Origin of the sequence: Diaphorobacter sp. C33 (genome assembly GCF_030503915.1) — a bacterium.
Lineage (GTDB): Bacteria > Pseudomonadota > Gammaproteobacteria > Burkholderiales > Burkholderiaceae_C > Diaphorobacter > Diaphorobacter nitroreducens.
Window position 1 is genome coordinate 2,865,737 of the sequence record NZ_CP129980.1, and the last position, 16,574, is coordinate 2,882,310.

The 16,574-nt window shown below is 71.3% G+C and carries 16 protein-coding genes; 9 read left to right on the plus strand and 7 right to left on the minus strand.

What is annotated here, in order from left to right; translation table 11 throughout:
- Positions 1-140: 140 nt before the first annotated feature.
- Positions 141-626 (minus strand): NUDIX hydrolase, encoded by a 486-nt coding sequence (locus tag QY917_RS13455; RefSeq protein ID WP_123675479.1) that lies wholly within the window; start codon positions 624-626, stop codon positions 141-143.
- Between the two features lie 103 nt (positions 627-729).
- On the opposite strand from QY917_RS13455, the gene QY917_RS13460 reads away from it, so the two are divergent.
- Together QY917_RS13460 and QY917_RS13465 are read left to right on the plus strand one after the other, a co-directional pair.
- A complete protein-coding gene (locus tag QY917_RS13460) occupies positions 730-1,116 on the plus strand; it encodes a hypothetical protein (RefSeq protein WP_123675478.1) in 387 nt (128 codons plus the stop codon).
- Between the two features lie 100 nt (positions 1,117-1,216).
- Positions 1,217-3,313 carry a TonB-dependent copper receptor gene (locus QY917_RS13465; RefSeq protein ID WP_123675477.1) on the plus strand — a complete coding sequence of 699 codons (2,097 nt, stop codon included), beginning with the start codon at positions 1,217-1,219 and terminating at the stop codon, positions 3,311-3,313.
- A gap of 106 nt (positions 3,314-3,419) precedes the next feature.
- On the opposite strand, the gene QY917_RS13470 is transcribed toward QY917_RS13465, so the two are convergent.
- The 5 genes from QY917_RS13470 to QY917_RS13490 are packed head-to-tail and all read right to left on the minus strand — an operon-like array spanning position 3,420 to position 7,060.
- Positions 3,420-3,920, minus strand: coding sequence for a GNAT family N-acetyltransferase (locus tag QY917_RS13470; RefSeq protein WP_123675476.1), 501 nt, complete (start codon positions 3,918-3,920; stop codon positions 3,420-3,422).
- Entirely contained in the window at positions 3,917-4,633 is a 717-nt protein-coding gene (locus QY917_RS13475) for a riboflavin synthase (protein WP_015914639.1), read from the minus strand. Before QY917_RS13475 ends, QY917_RS13470 begins: the two co-directional genes overlap by 4 nt.
- A gap of 47 nt (positions 4,634-4,680) precedes the next feature.
- Positions 4,681-6,063, minus strand: a complete 1,383-nt coding sequence (locus QY917_RS13480; protein ID WP_123675475.1) for a sensor histidine kinase — start codon at positions 6,061-6,063, stop codon at positions 4,681-4,683.
- On the minus strand, positions 6,060-6,731 hold the full coding sequence (locus tag QY917_RS13485; protein WP_011807163.1) for a response regulator transcription factor: 672 nt from the start codon (positions 6,729-6,731) through the stop codon (positions 6,060-6,062). Before QY917_RS13485 ends, QY917_RS13480 begins: the two co-directional genes overlap by 4 nt.
- Positions 6,731-7,060, minus strand: a complete 330-nt coding sequence (locus QY917_RS13490; RefSeq protein ID WP_284466492.1) for a PepSY domain-containing protein — start codon at positions 7,058-7,060, stop codon at positions 6,731-6,733. Before QY917_RS13490 ends, QY917_RS13485 begins: the two co-directional genes overlap by 1 nt.
- Positions 7,061-7,207: 147 nt before the next feature.
- On the opposite strand from QY917_RS13490, the gene QY917_RS13495 reads away from it, so the two are divergent.
- The 6 genes from QY917_RS13495 (at position 7,208) to QY917_RS13520 (ending at position 13,128) form a co-directional block, all read left to right on the plus strand.
- Complete coding sequence (locus tag QY917_RS13495) at positions 7,208-8,590, plus strand: ferric reductase-like transmembrane domain-containing protein (protein ID WP_123675474.1); 1,383 nt, start codon at positions 7,208-7,210, stop codon at positions 8,588-8,590.
- Positions 8,591-8,610: 20 nt separating this feature from the next.
- Complete coding sequence (locus tag QY917_RS13500) at positions 8,611-9,030, plus strand: PepSY domain-containing protein (protein ID WP_123675473.1); 420 nt, start codon at positions 8,611-8,613, stop codon at positions 9,028-9,030.
- A 39-nt stretch (positions 9,031-9,069) separates the two neighbouring features.
- Complete coding sequence (locus QY917_RS13505) at positions 9,070-9,552, plus strand: DUF2271 domain-containing protein (protein WP_047349248.1); 483 nt, start codon at positions 9,070-9,072, stop codon at positions 9,550-9,552.
- 14 nt (positions 9,553-9,566) lie between these two features.
- The gene (locus QY917_RS13510; protein WP_123675472.1) at positions 9,567-11,744 is read left to right on the plus strand and encodes a PepSY domain-containing protein; all 2,178 of its coding nucleotides are present in this window, start codon (positions 9,567-9,569) and stop codon (positions 11,742-11,744) included.
- A complete protein-coding gene (locus QY917_RS13515; protein WP_123675471.1) occupies positions 11,725-12,708 on the plus strand; it encodes an FAD:protein FMN transferase in 984 nt (327 codons plus the stop codon). The genes QY917_RS13510 and QY917_RS13515 overlap by 20 nt, the downstream gene beginning before the upstream one ends.
- 102 nt (positions 12,709-12,810) lie before the next feature.
- Complete coding sequence (locus QY917_RS13520) at positions 12,811-13,128, plus strand: hypothetical protein (protein WP_123675470.1); 318 nt, start codon at positions 12,811-12,813, stop codon at positions 13,126-13,128.
- A 36-nt stretch (positions 13,129-13,164) separates the two neighbouring features.
- On the opposite strand, the gene QY917_RS13525 is transcribed toward QY917_RS13520, so the two are convergent.
- Positions 13,165-13,632, minus strand: coding sequence for a hypothetical protein (locus tag QY917_RS13525; protein ID WP_123675469.1), 468 nt, complete (start codon positions 13,630-13,632; stop codon positions 13,165-13,167).
- A gap of 327 nt (positions 13,633-13,959) precedes the next feature.
- Here QY917_RS13525 and QY917_RS13530 point away from each other — a divergent pair, with 327 nt between their 5' ends.
- The gene (locus tag QY917_RS13530) at positions 13,960-16,539 is read left to right on the plus strand and encodes a cation-translocating P-type ATPase (protein ID WP_123675468.1); all 2,580 of its coding nucleotides are present in this window, start codon (positions 13,960-13,962) and stop codon (positions 16,537-16,539) included.
- Positions 16,540-16,574: the final 35 nt, after the last annotated feature.

Below are 16,574 nucleotides of genomic sequence, written 5' to 3' on the forward strand. Positions count from 1 at the left end.
CCATGAGCGGCTGCGCCGCGTCCCCCTGCTCTCGCTTTGCGGAAGGAGGGGCGACGGCCAGTGACCGTGCCAAGCCCGCGCCACGGCGTCTGCTGGCTTGGCTGGCGCTGCAAGCCAAGCCAAGCCCAGCGCCCTGATCCTCAGCCCGGCGTCTGCAGCACGCTGGCGTCGGTGTGGATCAAGTCCAGCGGCGCGCGCCGGCCGGCCAGGTAATCCTCGACGGACTGCAGCACCAGCGGGCTGCGGTGGCGCGCGCTGCAGCTGCGCAGCTCCTCGGGCGTGAGCCACACGGCGCGCAGGATGCCGTCGTCCAGCGACCGCCAGGCGTGGTGCGCGCCCACATTGCCCGCAAACGCAAAGCGCAGGTAGGTGATGTCATCCCCCGTGCGCGTGCGCGTGAAGCGGTTCAGGTACACGCCCACCAGCGCCGTGGGCTCGAAGTCGTAGGCCGTCTCCTCCAGCACCTCGCGCACGCAGGCCTGGATGGGCGACTCTCCCGGGTCCAGGTGGCCCGCGGGGTTGTTCAGCCGCAGCCCGTCGGCCGTGTCTTCCTCGACGAACAGAAAGCGGCCCTCGCGCTCGACGATGGCGGCCACGGTGACGTTGGGTTTCCAGCGGTTTGGCATGGCCGCGATTATCACCAGCGCATGTGGACACTTTCTGACGGCTTGCGCTGGGTCAAGTTCCGGCGCGCCCCGAACGCGCAGCGCTCGGGATAATCCCCACCCCATGCTGCAGCGCATTCGCCACCACCGACGCCTGGGCTCCGCGGTCCTCGCGGTGTTCGTGTGTGCGTGGCTGGTGGCGCTGTGGGCCAACGTGCAGGTGCGCCAGGCGCTGCCGGCAGTCGACCTGGCGCACCTGGACGTCTGCTTCGCTGCACCTGCGGGTGGCCCTGCGCCGCACGCCGACCCGGCTGCGCACGACAGCCACCATGCCGACCCCGGCTGCCTGCTGTGCATTGCCCTGGCCACGCCGCCAGCCTTGGCACTGGCCGCCCTGCGCCCGCCCGCCCCGCGCGTGCACCCCGCACAGCGCAGCCGCGCGCCGGCCGTGGCGGCCTGGCGCGCCCAGGCGCCGCTGCCACCGCGCGGCCCGCCTTCCACCCACGCCTGACTGCAACCACCCGCCGGCCCGTGGGGCTGGCGCCTTCCGTTGTTTGCCTGCGCGCTGATCTGCCGCCCCGCGGCCGAGCAGCGCCGGGCGTGGATTTCTCATGACTGCATATTCCTTCCGCGCGCCTGCCTTGCGGTGCGCGCCCCTGTCCTCGCACCTCACCCCCTGCGCGCTGGCCTGCGCGCTGCTGCTGGCCGGCCCGGCCCTGGCCGCGAGCGACGCCGTGAACAACGCGGCCGCGGCCCCCGAGCACACGCTGCGCGACGTGGTCGTCACGGCCGTGCACGACCACTCGCCCCTTCAGGTGGTGGCCGACCCCAAGCAGCCGCGCCAGCCCGTGCCGGCCAGCGACGCGGCCGACTACCTCAAGACCATCCCGGGCTTCTCGGCCATCCGCAGCGGTGGCTCCAACGGCGACCCGGTGTTCCGCGGCCAGTTCGGCTCGCGCCTGCCGCTGCTGACCAACGGCACGCAGCTGCTGGGCGCCTGCCCGGGGCGCATGGACGCGCCCAGCTCCTACATCTCGCCCGAGACCTACGACACGCTCACCGTCGTCAAGGGGCCGCAGACCGTCGTCTGGGGGCCGGGCACCTCGGCCGGCGTGGTGCGCTTTGACCGCGAGCGCCCTGACCTCACCGAACCCGGCGTGCGCCTCAGCGCCAGCCTGCTGGGCGCCAGCGCCGGGCGCAACGACCAGAACGTGGACTTTCAGGCCGGCAACGCGCAGGTGTACGTGCGCGTGACCGCCAACCATTCCCACGGCCAGGATTACAAGGACGGCGACGGCCGGCGCGTGCCCTCGGCCTGGGACAAATGGAACACCGACGTGGCGCTGGGCTTCACGCCCGACGCGGACACGCTGCTGGAGCTGAGCGCCGGCACGGGCGACGGCGAGGCGCGCTACGGCGGGCGCGGCATGGACGGTACGCAGTTCAAGCGCGAGAGCTGGGGCCTGCGCTTCGAGAAGCGCCACCTCACGCCCTGGCTGGCCAAGCTGCAGGCACAGGTCTACGGCAACCGCGCCGACCACGTGATGGACAACTTCACGCTGCGCACCTTCCAGCCTGGCGGCAGCATGTCCATGCCCATGGCCAGCAACGTGCGGCGCACCACCGAGGGCGCGCGCGTGGCCGCCACGCTGCAATGGCAGCCCGACTGGCAGCTGGAGACGGGCCTGGACGCACAGCGCAGCCCGCACGACAAGCGCAGCGGCACGCCCAGCGTGCCCTACGACAGCAAGCCCTGGATGCGCGACGCCAAGTTCGAGAACCTGGGCGCATTTGCCGAGCTGTCATGGCAGGCCCAGGCCGACACGCGCTGGGTGGGCGGCCTGCGCCTGGACCGCGCCGAGGCCTGGCGCTACCCTGCCCCGAGCGGCATGGGCGGCATGGCCCCGGCGGCCGGCGCGGACCACCGCACGCGCTCGGCCATGCCCAGCGGCTTCGTGCGCTGGGAACGCACGCTGGCGCCGCAGGGCGCGCTGGTCTACGCGGGCCTGGGGCACGTGCAGCGCTTTCCGGACTACTGGGAGCTGATCTCCCCCGGGAACAGCGCGGCCAGCGCCGGCAACGCCTTCGCCACGCTGCGCCCCGAGAAGACCACGCAGCTGGACATGGGCGCGCAGTGGAAGGGCGCGGACTGGCAGCTGTGGACCTCGGCCTATGTGGGCGTGGTGCGCGACTACATCCTGTTCGACTACACCGGCATGAAATCGGCCGTGCGCAACGTCGACGCGCGCACCGCCGGGCTGGAGCTGGGCGCCAGCCAGCGCCTGGGCACGGCGTGGACGGCGCAGGGCACGCTGGCCTACAGCTGGGGCCGCAACACCAGTGAAGGCCGCCCGCTGCCGCAGATGCCGCCGCTGGAGGCGCGCCTGGGCCTGGAATACGCCCAGGGGCCGTGGAGCGCCGGCGGCCTGTGGCGCCTGGTGGCCGCGCAGCACCGCCATGCCAACGGCCAGGGCAACGTGGTGGGCCGCGACCTGGGCGCAAGCGCCGGCTTCGGCGTGCTGTCGCTGCACGCGGGCTACCGCATCAACGCACAGCTGAAGCTTGCCGCCGGGGTGGACAACCTGCTGGACAAGAACTACGCCGAGCACCTGAACCTGGCGGGCAACGCCGGCTTCGGCTACCCGGGCGGCGTGCGCATCAACGAACCCGGCCGCACGCTGTGGCTGCGCGCGGACCTGCAGTTCTAGGCTTCGGAGGTAATTAAAAAGATAGCTGGTCGCGCTTGCTGCATGGGAGTTTCAGGCACAAAACATGCTGTAATCCTTTGATGGCAAGCGCTAACAGCTATCATTTTTACAGTGCCTGCGCCATGTACACCGCGCCAGCGCCGTAGCTGTCCAGGTGGCGCCGCTGCGCGGCGTCCTGCACCGGGTGCAGGGCGTAGCCCTGGCGCGCCCAGTAGGCCTGCGAGCCCTGCACCGACACCAGTGCCGTGTGGCGCAGCCCCGCCGCGCGGGCCCGCGGCAGCAGCCGCGCAAGCAACGCACGCGCCAGGCCCCGGCCGGCGCAGGCGGGCAGCACCGCCATGTCGTGCAGGTACAGCGTGTCGGGCGCCGGCACGGCATCGAAGTCACCGTGCAGCGGCGTGACCTTGCCCAGCAGCGAGTGGTAGGCCGCCAGGTAGGCGGCCACGCGCCCCTCATGCTCCAGCACCAGCGAGCAGTTCACGGGGCTGGCCAGGCGGCGGGCAAACACCTCGGCGCTTTCGACGTAGGCGTCGCCGTAGCAGGCGCGCTGCACGGCCAGCAGGTCCGGCAGGTCGGCGCGCGTGAGGGCGCGCGGCGCGCCGGTCATCGCTGCGGCGGCAGGGCCCTGGACGGGTGCGGAAGGTAGTCGTCCAGCGACAGGCCCTTCTCTTTCAGCAGCCCCTCCAGCACCGGCGCCAGGCGGCCCAGGCTTTCCTGCACGGCCTCGCGCACGGTATCCACCACCACCTGGGTGCTGCGCTCGATCTCGATGTTCAGACGATCGCCCACCTGCACGTCCTCGAACACGGTGGCGCGGCGCGTCTCGGGGATCAGCCAGACCTCGAACCAGCCCTCGGCGCGGTCCACCTCGGCCACGGTGAGGCTGGCGCCGTGGAGGGCGATGTAGCCCTTGGCGAACACGTAGCGCCGAAACGCCTCGGGCACAGCCACGCGCCACACCAGGTTGTTGTCCAGTTCGCGCCGCTGCACCAGTTGCCCGGTGAAGTCGATGTGGCCCGACAGGGGGTGGCCGCCGATCTCGGCGCCCTCCTTGGCGGCACGCTCCACGTTCACGCGGTCGCCCACGGCGTAGCTGCCCAGCGTGGTGATGTTCAGGCTTTGCAGCATCACGTCGAACGTGGCGCGCGTGGGCGAGAGGATCTCGGTCACCGTGAGGCACACGCCGTCCGTCGCCACGCTGGCGCCGATGGCGAGGTCCTGGCAGAAGCCAGCGGGGAATTCGAGGGTGAAGGTACGCAGGCCGGCGCGGTCGTCGATGGCGGCGATGCGCGCGGTGGCCTGGACGATGCCTGTGAACATGGCGCGGATTCAGATAGCGGAAGACTCCGGGATTGTGCCAGCCGCACTCACGCAGCGCCGCCGCCCTCCGCCGCCGGCAGGCACAGGCGCAGCCGCGCCCCGCCCAGCGGCGAGGCCTGCGCCTGCACGCTGCCGCCATAGGTCTGCGCCAGCGCGCGCACGATGTCCAGCCCCAGGCCCGAGCCGGGGCGCTGCTCGTCCAACTGCACGCCGCGCTCGAACATGCGGTCGCGCAGCGCCTCCGGAATGCCGGGGCCGTCGTCGTCCACGGTGAAGCACAGCAGATCGCCCTCGCGCCGCACATCCACCACCACGCGCGTGCGCGCCCACTTGCCGGCGTTGTCGATCAGGTTGCCCAGCAGTTCGTACAGATCCTGCTCCTCGCCGCGAAAGGCGCCGTCCTGCGCCTGCGGCGCCAGCTCGAAGGCGAGCTGCCGGTCGGCATGCAGGCGCTGCATGGTGCGCAGCAGGGCCTGCAGCGGCGCCAGCACCGGCGTGCGCAGCCCGGTGGCGCGTACGGCCGCGGCGGCACGGGCGCGGGCGAGGTGGTAGTCCACCTGGCGGCGCGCGCTGGCCACCTGCTCGGTCACCAGCTGCGCCAGCGGCGTGCTCTCTTGTGCCGCGGCGTTCGCCAGGATGGACAGCGGCGTGTGCACGGCGTGCGCCAGGTTGCCCGCCTGGGTGCGCGCGCGCTGCACCATGTCGGCGTTCTCGGCCAGCACATGGTTGAACTCATTGACCAGCGGCTGCAGCTCCTGCGGGAAGCACCCCTCCAGCCGCGTGGCGCGCCCGCCGCGCACGGTGGCCAGCTGTTCGCGCAGCAGTTGCAGCGGGCGCAGTGCCAGCTGCAACTGCACCGCCACGGCGACGGCCAGGCCCAGCGCCAGCAGGCCCAGCGCGATCAACAGCAGGTGGGTGAAACGCTGCAGCGGCTCGGCCAGCAGGGCGGTGTCGCCCGCCACGACCAGGCGCAGCGGCGGGGCGTCGTCCTCGGGCAGTTGCAGAGTGCGCGCCACGGACAGCAGCGCATGGCCCTGCGCATCGTGCAGCTGCAGCACGCGGTAGCCGCGCGCGGGGTAGTCGCCCGGCACGGGCGGCAGCGCCAGCACCTGGTCCCACAGCGAGCGCGAGCGCGCCACGGCGGCCTGCGGCGCCGCGCCCACCTGGTCCACCTGCCAATACAGGCCCGACAGCGGCTGCGCCAGCCGCGCATCACCGGCCAGCGGCGCCACGGCCGTGCCGCCCTGCGGGGTCCATTCCACCGAGGCGCTGAGCTGGTCGAGCTGCACCACCAGTTGCGCCTGTAGCTGCTGGGTGATGTGGTCTTGGAACAAGGTGCGCAGCGCCCAGCCCGCGAGCGCGACGCTGATCAGCATCCACGCCAGCGTGCCCGCCAGCAGGCGCAGGCGCAGAGAGCCGCCCACCCTCATGCCGTGGCGCCGGCCTCGGCCAGGCGGTAGCCCAGGCCGCGCACGGTTTCGATGCTGCCCGGCGGCAGCTTCTTGCGCAGGCGGCCCACGAAGACCTCGATGGTGTTGGAGTCACGATCACTGTCGTGCGGGTAGATGTGCTCGGACAGCTCGGTGCGCGACAGCACCTGCCCCTTGCGCTGCATCAGGAGCGAGAGCAGTTTGAACTCGTGGCTGGTGAGCGTGAGCGGCTGGCCGTCCACCAGCACGCGCGCCTGGCGCGTGTCCAGCCAGATCGGGCCGCACTGCCACTGCGCGCTGGCGTGCTCCCCCAGACGGCGCAGCAGCGCACGCAGGCGCGCGAGCAGCTCCTCCATGTGAAAGGGCTTGGCGAGGTAATCGTCCGCGCCCGCGTCCATGCCCGCCACCTTCTCATGCCAGGCGGCGCGCGCGGTAAGGATCAGCACCGGCATGTTGCGCCCCGCGGCGCGCCAGCGGCGCAGCACCGACAGGCCGTCCAGCACGGGCAGGCCCAGGTCCAGCACCACGGCGTCAAAGTCCTCCACCTCGCCCAGGTAGTGGGCCTGCGCGCCGTCGCTGGCGGCTTCCACCGTGTGGCCCGCCGCGGCGATCGCCTGCACCAGTTGGTCCCGCAGCGTAGGTTCATCTTCCACGACGAGGATGCGCATCAATGTTCCTTGCGTTTGATCTGCAGCACACGTCCATCGACCGCGTCGATCTTAAGCTTGGCCATGCGGCCGTCCTGCTGCAGCAGGCGGATCTCGTAGATGAAGCGACCGTCATCATGCTCGAACTCCACCTTGAGCACCTGGCCCTGGTACTCGCGCTCGACCTTCTCGAGCACGGTACGCAGCGGCAGCACCTGGCCGCGCTCCAGGGCCTGGCGCGCCAGGTCATGGTCGCCATGGCCGCGCTCGGCGGCCTGCGCGGCAGGGCCCGCGGTGGCGGCGGCCACCGCAAGGGCCATCAGGACGAAGGGGCGGCGCAATGCGTTCATGGGCGTTTTTTATACGTGCACGGCGATGAATGTCGCATGAACGCGGCCTTCAGCACGAGTTCATCGTGGCTTTTCCAGAATCGTTGCCAAGCCGCTCGCCACACACCCGTGGCGGGCCACTTGCTCAACGTACAAGAAGGAAACGCCATGCGCATCAAGATCGTCCTGGGAGGCTGGCTGCTGGCCATCACCCTGGCCTGGCTCGCGGTACTGCCGCCCGAGCTGGGCGTCTCTCCCCTTGTGGATGCACAGGGGGCAGGCACTGGCTGGTGGCAGCTGCGCCAACAGGCGCTGTATCTCTCGGGCCTGTGGAGCATCGGCCTGATGGCACTGGCCATGGTGCTGGCGCTGCGCCTGCCCTGGCTGGAGCGCCCGCTGGGCGGCATGGACCAGGTCTACCGCCTGCACAAGTGGGCCGGCATCAGTGCGGCGCTGACGGCCGTCCTGCACTGGGGCGCCGATGAATCCAGCGACTGGATCAAGGGCCTGTGGGGCCGCGCCGGCCGGCCGGCGCGCGACGCCGTTCTGCCCTGGCTCACCGACGCCCGGGGCTTTGCCAAGGACCTGGGCGAGATGGCTTTTTACCTGCTGCTGGTCATGGTAGCCATCACGCTGCTGACCCGGCTGCTGGCCTACAAGCCGTGGCGCTTCCTGCACCGCGCCATGCCGCTGGTGTTTCTGGCGCTCACGCTGCATACCGTGGCGCTGATGCCGCTGACCTTCTGGACGCTCCCGCTGGGCCTGCTGATGGGCACGTTGCTGGCGCTGGGCAGCCTGGCCGCCGTGTGGTCGCTGGCCGGCTGGATCGGCCGCGCACGCAGCCACGCCGGCCACATCCATGCGGTGCGCACGCTGGGCGATGGCAGCGCGGCGGCGCCCATTGAGGTGATCTGCGCCCTGCCGGCAAGCTGGCCGGGCCACCGCGCGGGGCAGTTCGCCTTCGTGCGCTTTGATGCGTCGGAAGGCGCCCACCCCTTCACCATCGCCAGCGCACCGGGCAGCCTGGGCACCAGTGCGCAAGGCGAGCCATTGCTGCGTCTGGTCATCAAGCCACTGGGCGACTACACCCGCACCCTGGGCCAACGCCTGCAGGCCGGGCAGCGCGTGGACATCGAAGGCCCCTACGGCCGCTTCGACGGCCGGGGCCGCCACCGCCGCCAACAGGTGTGGGTGGCGGGTGGCGTGGGCATCACGCCTTTCCTGGCACTGCTGGAAGCCCGGCAGCCGGGCGCCACGCCGGGGCCCTCCAAACTGCAGCCCGTGCAGATGCATTACTGCACCCGCGACGCCGCCACCGATCCGCTGCTGCCGCGCCTGCGCACGCTGTGCGCGCAGGCCCAACCACCGGTCACGCTCACGGTGCACGGCGACGCCCAGGGCCAGCGCCTCAGGCCCCAGGACCTGGAAGCCACCCCCGGCCCGCTGGACATCTGGTTCTGCGGCCCCCAGGGTCTGGGCGATGCGCTGCACGCGCACGCCAGTGGCCCCCGCCCGTGGCGCGTGCACCGCGAGTCCTTTGCCATGCGTTGATCCACCGAAAGGAGCTTTCCATGAAATACCCGACCCCGTTGCTGGCCCTGTGCCTGGCCCTGGCAGCAGCCCCTGCGCTGGCGGACGATGACTGTGAGGCCCCCGTGCAGCACTGGCAGTCACGCGACGCCGTGATGCGGCACGCGGCCGCTCAGGGCTGGCAGGTGCAGCGCCTCAAGATCGATGACGGCTGCTACGAAGTGCGCGGCCGCGACGCCCAGGGCCGCGCCTTCAAGGCCAAGCTGGACCCCCAGACGCTGCGCGTGGTGAAGATGAAACTGCGCGATGACAGCCATGAACCTGAGCGCGAACGCCGGCGCGAGCGCGATCGCACCCCGGCCCCCGATGCGGCTCCCGCCCAGGACGTCGCGGCACCCGTCGCGGCCCCCAAAAGCCCCGTACTGACGCCCGGCACCACGCCACGCGGCCAGATCGAATGACCCTTTGAATCGTCCACACGCTCTTACCGGAGAACCTCCATGTCCAGCACCAAACCCCTGCTGACCACCGTGGCCGCCGCCTGCGCGCTGACCCTGCCCGCCTTGGCACACAGCCGCGAGGTCACGCTCTCGACCACCCTCAAGAACTACGGAGGCGACGGCGCCTACCTCGCCGTCTACCTCACCGACGCCAAGGGCGCCTACGCGGGCACGCTGTGGGTGGCCGGCGGCAAGGCCAAGTACTACAAGCACTTGGCCGACTGGAACCGCCTGTCCGCCAAGGACGGCAAGCGCCTGCAAGGCGTGACCGGCGCCAGCGTGGGCGCGGGCCGCACGCTCAAGGTGACGGCCGACCTGGCCGACGCGCTGCTCGACGCGGGCTACGAGATCCGCATCGACGCTGCCGCCGAGGACATGCGCGACAGCCCGTCGGAAATCCGGGTGCCCCTGTCTACCGCCCAGGCCGGCAAGCCGCAGGCGGGCAAGCAGTACATCCAGTCATTCACCTACCAACTGAAATAAGCGAGGGGGCATCCATGGTTTGGCGGCAGATCCACCGCTGGTTGGGCCTGATGGCCGGCGCGCTCGCGTTGGTGCTGGGCATTACGGGCACGCTGTTGGCCCTCGACCCGCTGCGCAACGCCTGGCAGGCGGCTTCCCCGGCGCAGGACCTGCCCGTGGCCACCCTCGTGCAGCGCGTACAGGCCAGCGTGCCCGGCGCGGAGGAAATCCGCCACCTGCCCTCGGGTGGCATCGTGGTACACGCCTTCGACAACGGCCAGGCCCAGGCCCTGCGCGTGGACCCCGCGGACGGCCGCGTGCTGGGGGACTACGAGCCCTCGCTGCTGCCACGCTGGGTGAAGAACCTGCACCGATCCCTGCTGCTGGGCGACGCCGGGCGCATGACCGCGGCCGTAGTGGCGCTCGCCATGCTGGTGCTCTCGGTCTCGGGGCTGGTGCTGCTGCTGCGCCGCATGGGCGGATGGCGGCAACTGGCCGGCCCGGTGCGCGGCACGCTGGCGCAGCGCCTGCACGTGCTGGCGGGGCGGGTCATCCTGTTGGTGCTGGCGGTGTCCGCCGCTGCCGCCCTGGTCATGAGCGCCGCCACCTTCGGCCTGCTGCCGCTGGATGCCGTGGCAGAGCCCGACGTGGCCTCCATACAGGGCAGCCAGGTCGCCCTGCGCGCCGACCAATTGCCCCTGCTGCAGGAGCTGCGCGTTCAGGACCTGCGCAAGCTGAATCTGCCGGCGGCCGACGATCCGCAAGACACCTGGCGCGTGACCACCGCGCAGGGCCAGGGCTGGGTAGACCGCTACAGTGGCCAGACCCTGGCCTGGCAGGACGCCACGGCGGCGCAGCGCGTACACGACTGGGCGTTGCTGCTGCACACCGGCGAAGGCGCGTGGGTCTGGGCGCTGGTGCTGGGCGTCATGGGAGCCAGCATCCCGCTGTTCTGGATCACGGGCGTGGTGTTGTGGTGGCAGGCCCGTCGCAGCCGCCCCCGCATGGCCAACAACAGCCCGCTCGCGCAAGCCGACAGCCTGGTCTTCGTGGCCAGCGAAGGCGGCACCACCTGGGGCTTTGCCCAGGCCCTGCATGCCGCACTGGTCGCCACAGGCCAGCGCGTGCACACCACGGCCCTGGAGCACTGGCGCGTGCCACCGACCGCACGCCAGGTCTATGTGCTGGCGGCCACCTATGGCGACGGCCAGCCGCCGGCCCATGCGGCGCGCGCGCTGGACGCCATCACGCGCCAGCCTGTCACGGGAGCGCAAGTCACGGTACTGGGCTTTGGCGACCGGCAGTTCCCCGCCTTCTGCGCGTATGCCGAGGCGCTGGAGCAGGCGCTGCGCGCGCAGGGCTGGCCCTCGCTGCTGCCGCTGGAGCGCATCCACCAACAGTCCGCGCAGGAGTTCGCCCGCTGGGGACGGACCTTGTCGCAAGCACTGGGTCTGCCCCTGCAGATCGACTACCAGCCACGCCTGCCGCGCACGGTGGCACTGACGCTCGCCGCGCGACAGGACTTTCCGGGCGGCGCGGGCGAACCCGCGGCCATCCTGCGCTTTGCCCTGCCCGCCCGCGGCCTGCCCCGCTTCGCCGCGGGCGACCTGATCGGCATCGTCGCGCCCGGCCAGGCCGTGCCGCGCTACTACTCGCTGGCCAGCGGCACGCGCGACGGCTTCGTGGAAATCTGCGTGCGCCGCATGCCCGGCGGCGTGTGTTCCAGCCACCTGCATGCACTGCAAGCGGGCGACAGTGTGCAGGCGTTCATCCGCTCCAACCCGGGCTTCGTGCTGCCCGCGGGCCGCGCGCCGGTACTGCTGATCGGCGCGGGGACGGGCGTGGCGCCACTGGCAGGCTTCATACGCGACAACACGCGCCGCCGCCCCATGCACCTGTACTACGGCGCGCGCCACCCCGAACGGGACTTCTACTTCGGCACCGAGCTCCCGTCCTGGCAGGCCGACGGCCGCCTGGCCGGGCTGCACACCACGTTCTCCCGTACACCGGGCGGTGGCTATGTGCAGGAAATCCTGCGCCGCGATGCCACGCAGGTGCTTGCACTGATCGCGCAGGGCGCCCTCGTGCGTGTGTGCGGCAGCCGCGCCATGGCCCAGGGCGTGGCACAGGTGCTGGATGCGCTGCTGGGCCCGCAGGGCCAGAGCCTGGCGCAACTGAAAGAGCAGGGACGCTATGCCGAAGACCTGTTCTGACCCGCGGCGGCTGGCGCTGCATGGCCCCACCATGGGCACGCGCTGGTCGGTTACCTGCGATGCGGCGCCGGACACCGATGTGCAGGCGCTGCAAACCGCGCTGGCAGCCGCCGTGCAACGGGTGGATGCGCAGATGTCGCCCTGGCTGCCGGGCAGCGATCTCAACCGCTTGAACCACGCCCCCGTGGGGGCCTGGGTCACGCTGCCCGCTGAAATCCTGGAGGTATTGGTCTGCGCGCTGGACGCCTGCCGCCTGAGTGCGGGCGCCTTCGACCCGGCTGCGGGTGCGCTGGTCGATGCCTGGGGCTTTGGAGCGGTGCGCGACGCTCCCGACGCCGAGGCGATCCGCACAGCCACCAGCGCGGCACCACTCGCGCGCACCCCCACGTACGAGGCGCTAGAGCTGGACAGCGGCATGCTGCGTGCCCGCAAGCACGCACCCATGCACCTGGACCTGTGCGGGATCGCCAAGGGCTACGCCGTGGACCGCATGGCCGACGTGCTGCGGCAGAACGGCGTACCGCACGCCCTAGTGGCGCTGGACGGCGAGCTGCGCGCCGTGGGCGGCCAGGCCGATGGCCAACCCTGGGCCGTCGCGGTGGAAAGCCCCGAGACCGGCCGCCGCGCCGTGCACAGCGTGGTCGAACTGCAGGACCTGGCTGTGGCGACCTCGGGCGACTACCGGCACTATCTCCAGGTAGGCGACGCGCGCTTGGCGCACACCATGGACACGCGCCGTGGCGCCCCCGTGCGCAACGAAGTCGCCTCTGTCACCGTGTTGGCACGCCAGTGCATGCACGCCGACGCCTGGGCCACCGCGCTGCTGGTGGCCGGCCCTGGCGAAGGGCTGGCGCTGGCCCAGCGCATGGGGCTGGAGGTGCTGTGGATGCTGAGGCGCGGCAACGGACTGGTCACGCTGGGGCTGGGCCGGTTCGGCTCGGGCGCACCGGCGAGCGGGGTATGAACGGCAGGTGAATCCAGCGTTCAGCACTGATTCACCGCCTCCCGCGCAGACTGCAGGCACAGTCACTTTCGGCTGCAATCACCGGGCACAAAGGAGTTCATCATGCGCACCACCTTCTCTCTCGCCGCGATCGGAATGCTGGTGGCCGCCCTCGGCGCCCCCGCATTTGCCGGGGACCGCGACCACCAGGACCGCCGCCACCCGCGTGAGCGCGCCATGGTCACGCGCTGCAACGACAACGCAGGCCAGGGCATGCAGGCCATCTCCAACAATGCAAGCGCCCAGGAGCGCGCCCACGGGTGGCAGTATTTTTCGGACCCTGCCGCCTGCCGCGCCGTCGTCATCAGCCCCCAGGGCGACTACTACTTCAGCCGCGGCAGGGGCCTGCGCTGGGTGGCCGCGGCGCAGACGGAGGTCTGACGGGACGAGGCAAGGAGCTGGAACCCACGAGGCCGCTTATGCGCCGCCGGGCTCCACGCCATTCCACGCCGCAGCCTGCAGGCTTTCGGGCAATTCATGCGCCAGCGCCTGGTGCTCGCGCTCATGGTGATGCTCCAGCACATGCCGCAGCGCGTGTGCCGCATCCAGCAGCCCCAGCACCGCAGCGCGGCGGGCCTGCTCGCCCTGCGGCGGCTGCTGCGCCATTGCCCGCACCTTCAGCAGGTACTCGTCGGCCAGCAGCGCGATACGGTCGTGCTCCACCAGGTACACCCGCGCGGCCCAGCGGGCACCCGGCGGCACATGGGGCAGTAGCCGCGTATTTTCGATCTCGATGTGCTGGGCCAGGTCGGCGCGCCAGCGCTGCAAGCGTTGCAGCGCGCTATCGAAATCCGCACCCACGACATCCAGCAGATGGGCGTGCAGCTGCGCCTCCAGGCGCTCATGCTGATGTTCAAAAAACGGAGGGGAACTGCTCACTTGCATAGATCAGGAATGGCGCAAAGACCGGCGCTGAGGTTATACACCGCGGCCTCGCACGCTCCGGCCTGGCCGCATGCATGGAATCCGAATCCTGATTTTTGCCAAGGAATGGGCCCATGGGCCATTCCCCCGCCTCGGCCCATTGCAACACCGGATCACGAGGCGAAAGATCGCCGTGACCCAACCTCATCGATTGATGGGGGGCGCCAGTGATCACGGCGGGTTCTTTGCCCCGTGCCACACAGGGGCCGGCGATCCAAAGTTCACCCCACTCCCCCGGCGCAAGCACCTACACTGCCGCCATCCCTCGTACTTCTGGCGCGCTCTTGCATGGCAGAACAGTCCTCCTCACATCGCCACGGCCTGCAGGGCCTGAGCAGTGCCGAAGCCGCCGAACGCCTGGCACGCGACGGACCGAACCAGTTACCCGGCAACGCACCCAAGTCGACGTTCGCCATCGTGCGCGAGGTGCTCACCGAGCCCATGTTCCTCATGCTGCTGGCCGCGGGCGGCGTCTATCTGGCACTGGGGGACAAGGGCGAGGCGCTGTTCCTGCTCAGCTTCGTCTTCGTGGTCATCGGCATCACGCTGGTGCAGGAGCGTCGTACCCAGCGCGCGCTGGAGTCGCTGCGCGACCTGTCCGCACCCCGCGCCCTCGTGCTGCGCGATGGAGCGCAACTGCGCATTGCGGGGCGGGATGTGGTGTGTGGCGATCTGCTGGTGCTGCGCGAAGGCGACCGGGTCGCCGCCGATGCCCAGTTGCTCAGCGGCCAGCTGGAGGTGGATGAATCCCTGCTCACAGGGGAATCCGTACCCGCCGCCAAGCACCCCTGCGCCAGCGAAAGCGCGTCCACCCTGCAGGCTGACACCGATAGCGACCGCGTGTTCGCCAGCACCGTGGTCACCCGCGGAACGGGCCTCGCGCGGGTGCATGCCACGGCGGGGCATACCTCCGTGGGACGCATCGGCACAGACCTGGCGACCACGCAGACACCGCCCTCGCCGCTGCAGCAGCGCTCGCGCCGGCTGGTGCGCAGCCTGGGGCTGCTGGCCCTCGCGCTGGCAGGCGCCCAGGTGCTGCTGGGCTGGGGCTGGGCGGGCCGCCCGCTGCTGGACAGCCTGCTGTCGGGTATTGCCCTGGCCATGGCGCTGCTGCCCGAGGAAATCCCGGTGATCCTCACCGTGTTCCTAGCGCTGGGGGCATGGCGCATCTCCCAGCGGCAGGTGCTGACGCGGCGCATCACGGCCGTGGAGACCCTGGGCGCGGTCACCGTGCTGGCCGTGGACAAGACCGGCACCTTGACCATGAACCGCATGGCCGTGGCCGAGCTGGCCACGCCCACGCTGCAATGGCGCGCCGAGGGCGCCCAAACGCTGCCCGAGGCGCTGCACCCGCTGGTCGAATGGGCCATGCTGGCCACGCCGGGCGATCCGTTCGATCCCATGGAAAAGGCCATTCAGCATTTCGGCCATACCTGGCTGCAGGGGACGGAGCATGTGCACGACGGGCGCGAGCCCGAGTTCGCCTACGACCTGTCGGGCGAGATCCTGGCCATGACCCGCGTGTACGCCACCGGCGCGCCCCAACGGCACCTGCTGGCCACCAAGGGCGCCCCGGAGGCCGTGGCCGACCTGTGCCACCTGGACGCGGGCCGGCGCGCGGCGCTGCGCCGGCAGGTGGAAGACCTGGCCGAGCGCGGCCTGCGCGTGCTCGGCGTGGCACGCGGGCAGTGGGTGGGGGAGGGCGCCTCGCCGGGCCAGCCACCGGCATGGCCCGGCAGCCAGCACGACTTCGACTTCGAATTTCTCGGCCTCGTGGCGCTGGCTGATCCGCCCCGGCCCGAGGTGCCCGAGGCCATCGCCCAATGCCGCAGCGCGGGCGTGCGCGTGGTGATGATGACGGGCGACCACCCGGCCACCGCCCGCGCCATCGCGCGGCAGGTGGGCCTGTCCGAGCGGCCCCAGGTGCTCACGGGCGATGAGCTGCAAGCGCTGGACGACGCCACGCTCCGCGAGCGCCTGCGCCACACCGACCTGTGTGCGCGCCTCAAGCCCGCGCACAAGCTGCGCCTGGTGCAGGCCCTGCGCGCCGATGGTGCCGTGGTGGCCATGACCGGCGACGGCGTGAACGACGCCCCCGCGCTCAAGGCCGCCGACGTGGGTATCGCCATGGGCGAGCGCGGCACCGATGTGGCGCGCGAGGCCGCGGCCCTGGTGCTGCTGCAAGACAGCTTTGCGCACATCGTCGCCGCGATCCGCCAGGGGCGGCGCATTGACGACAACGTGCGCAAGGCCACACGCTTCGTCTTCGCCGTGCACGTGCCCATCGTCGCGCTAGCGCTGGTGCCTACCCTGCTGCACTGGCCCGCGCTGCTGCTGCCGGTGCACATCGTGCTGCTGGAGCTGCTCATCGACCCGGCCTGCTCCGTCGTCTTCGAGGCCGAGCCCGAGCAGGCCGACACCATGCAACGCCCTGCCCGCCCGGTGCAGGACTCGCCCTTTGCCCTGCGTGCGCTGCTGTGGCCCCTGGCACAAGGCCTGGGCGTGGCCGCGCTGCTGCTGGCGGCGCAAGCCTGGCTGCATGCCCAGGGCTGGGAGGCCGCCCAGGGCCGCGCCGTGGTGCTGGGGACGCTGCTGGTGTGCGTGCTGCTGCTCATCCAGGCGCAGCGTGACCCGACGCGGCCGCTGCTGGTGCTTCAGGCACGCGCCAACCGCTGGCTGGCACCCATGGCGGCGGCCGTGGGGCTGCTGCTGGCGGCGATGCTGGGAATTCCGGCGCTGCGCGACCTGATGGGTCTGGCCCCCGCAGGCCTTGCAGCCTGGGGCGCCGGCGCAGGGGTGCTGGTCTTGAGCGTGGTCTGGCTGGAAGGGCTGCGGCGGATCGCCCGCCGCAAAGAGAACGCCCGCTGAAGCGCGCGTGCGCAAAGCAACGATGGCTCAGCGCT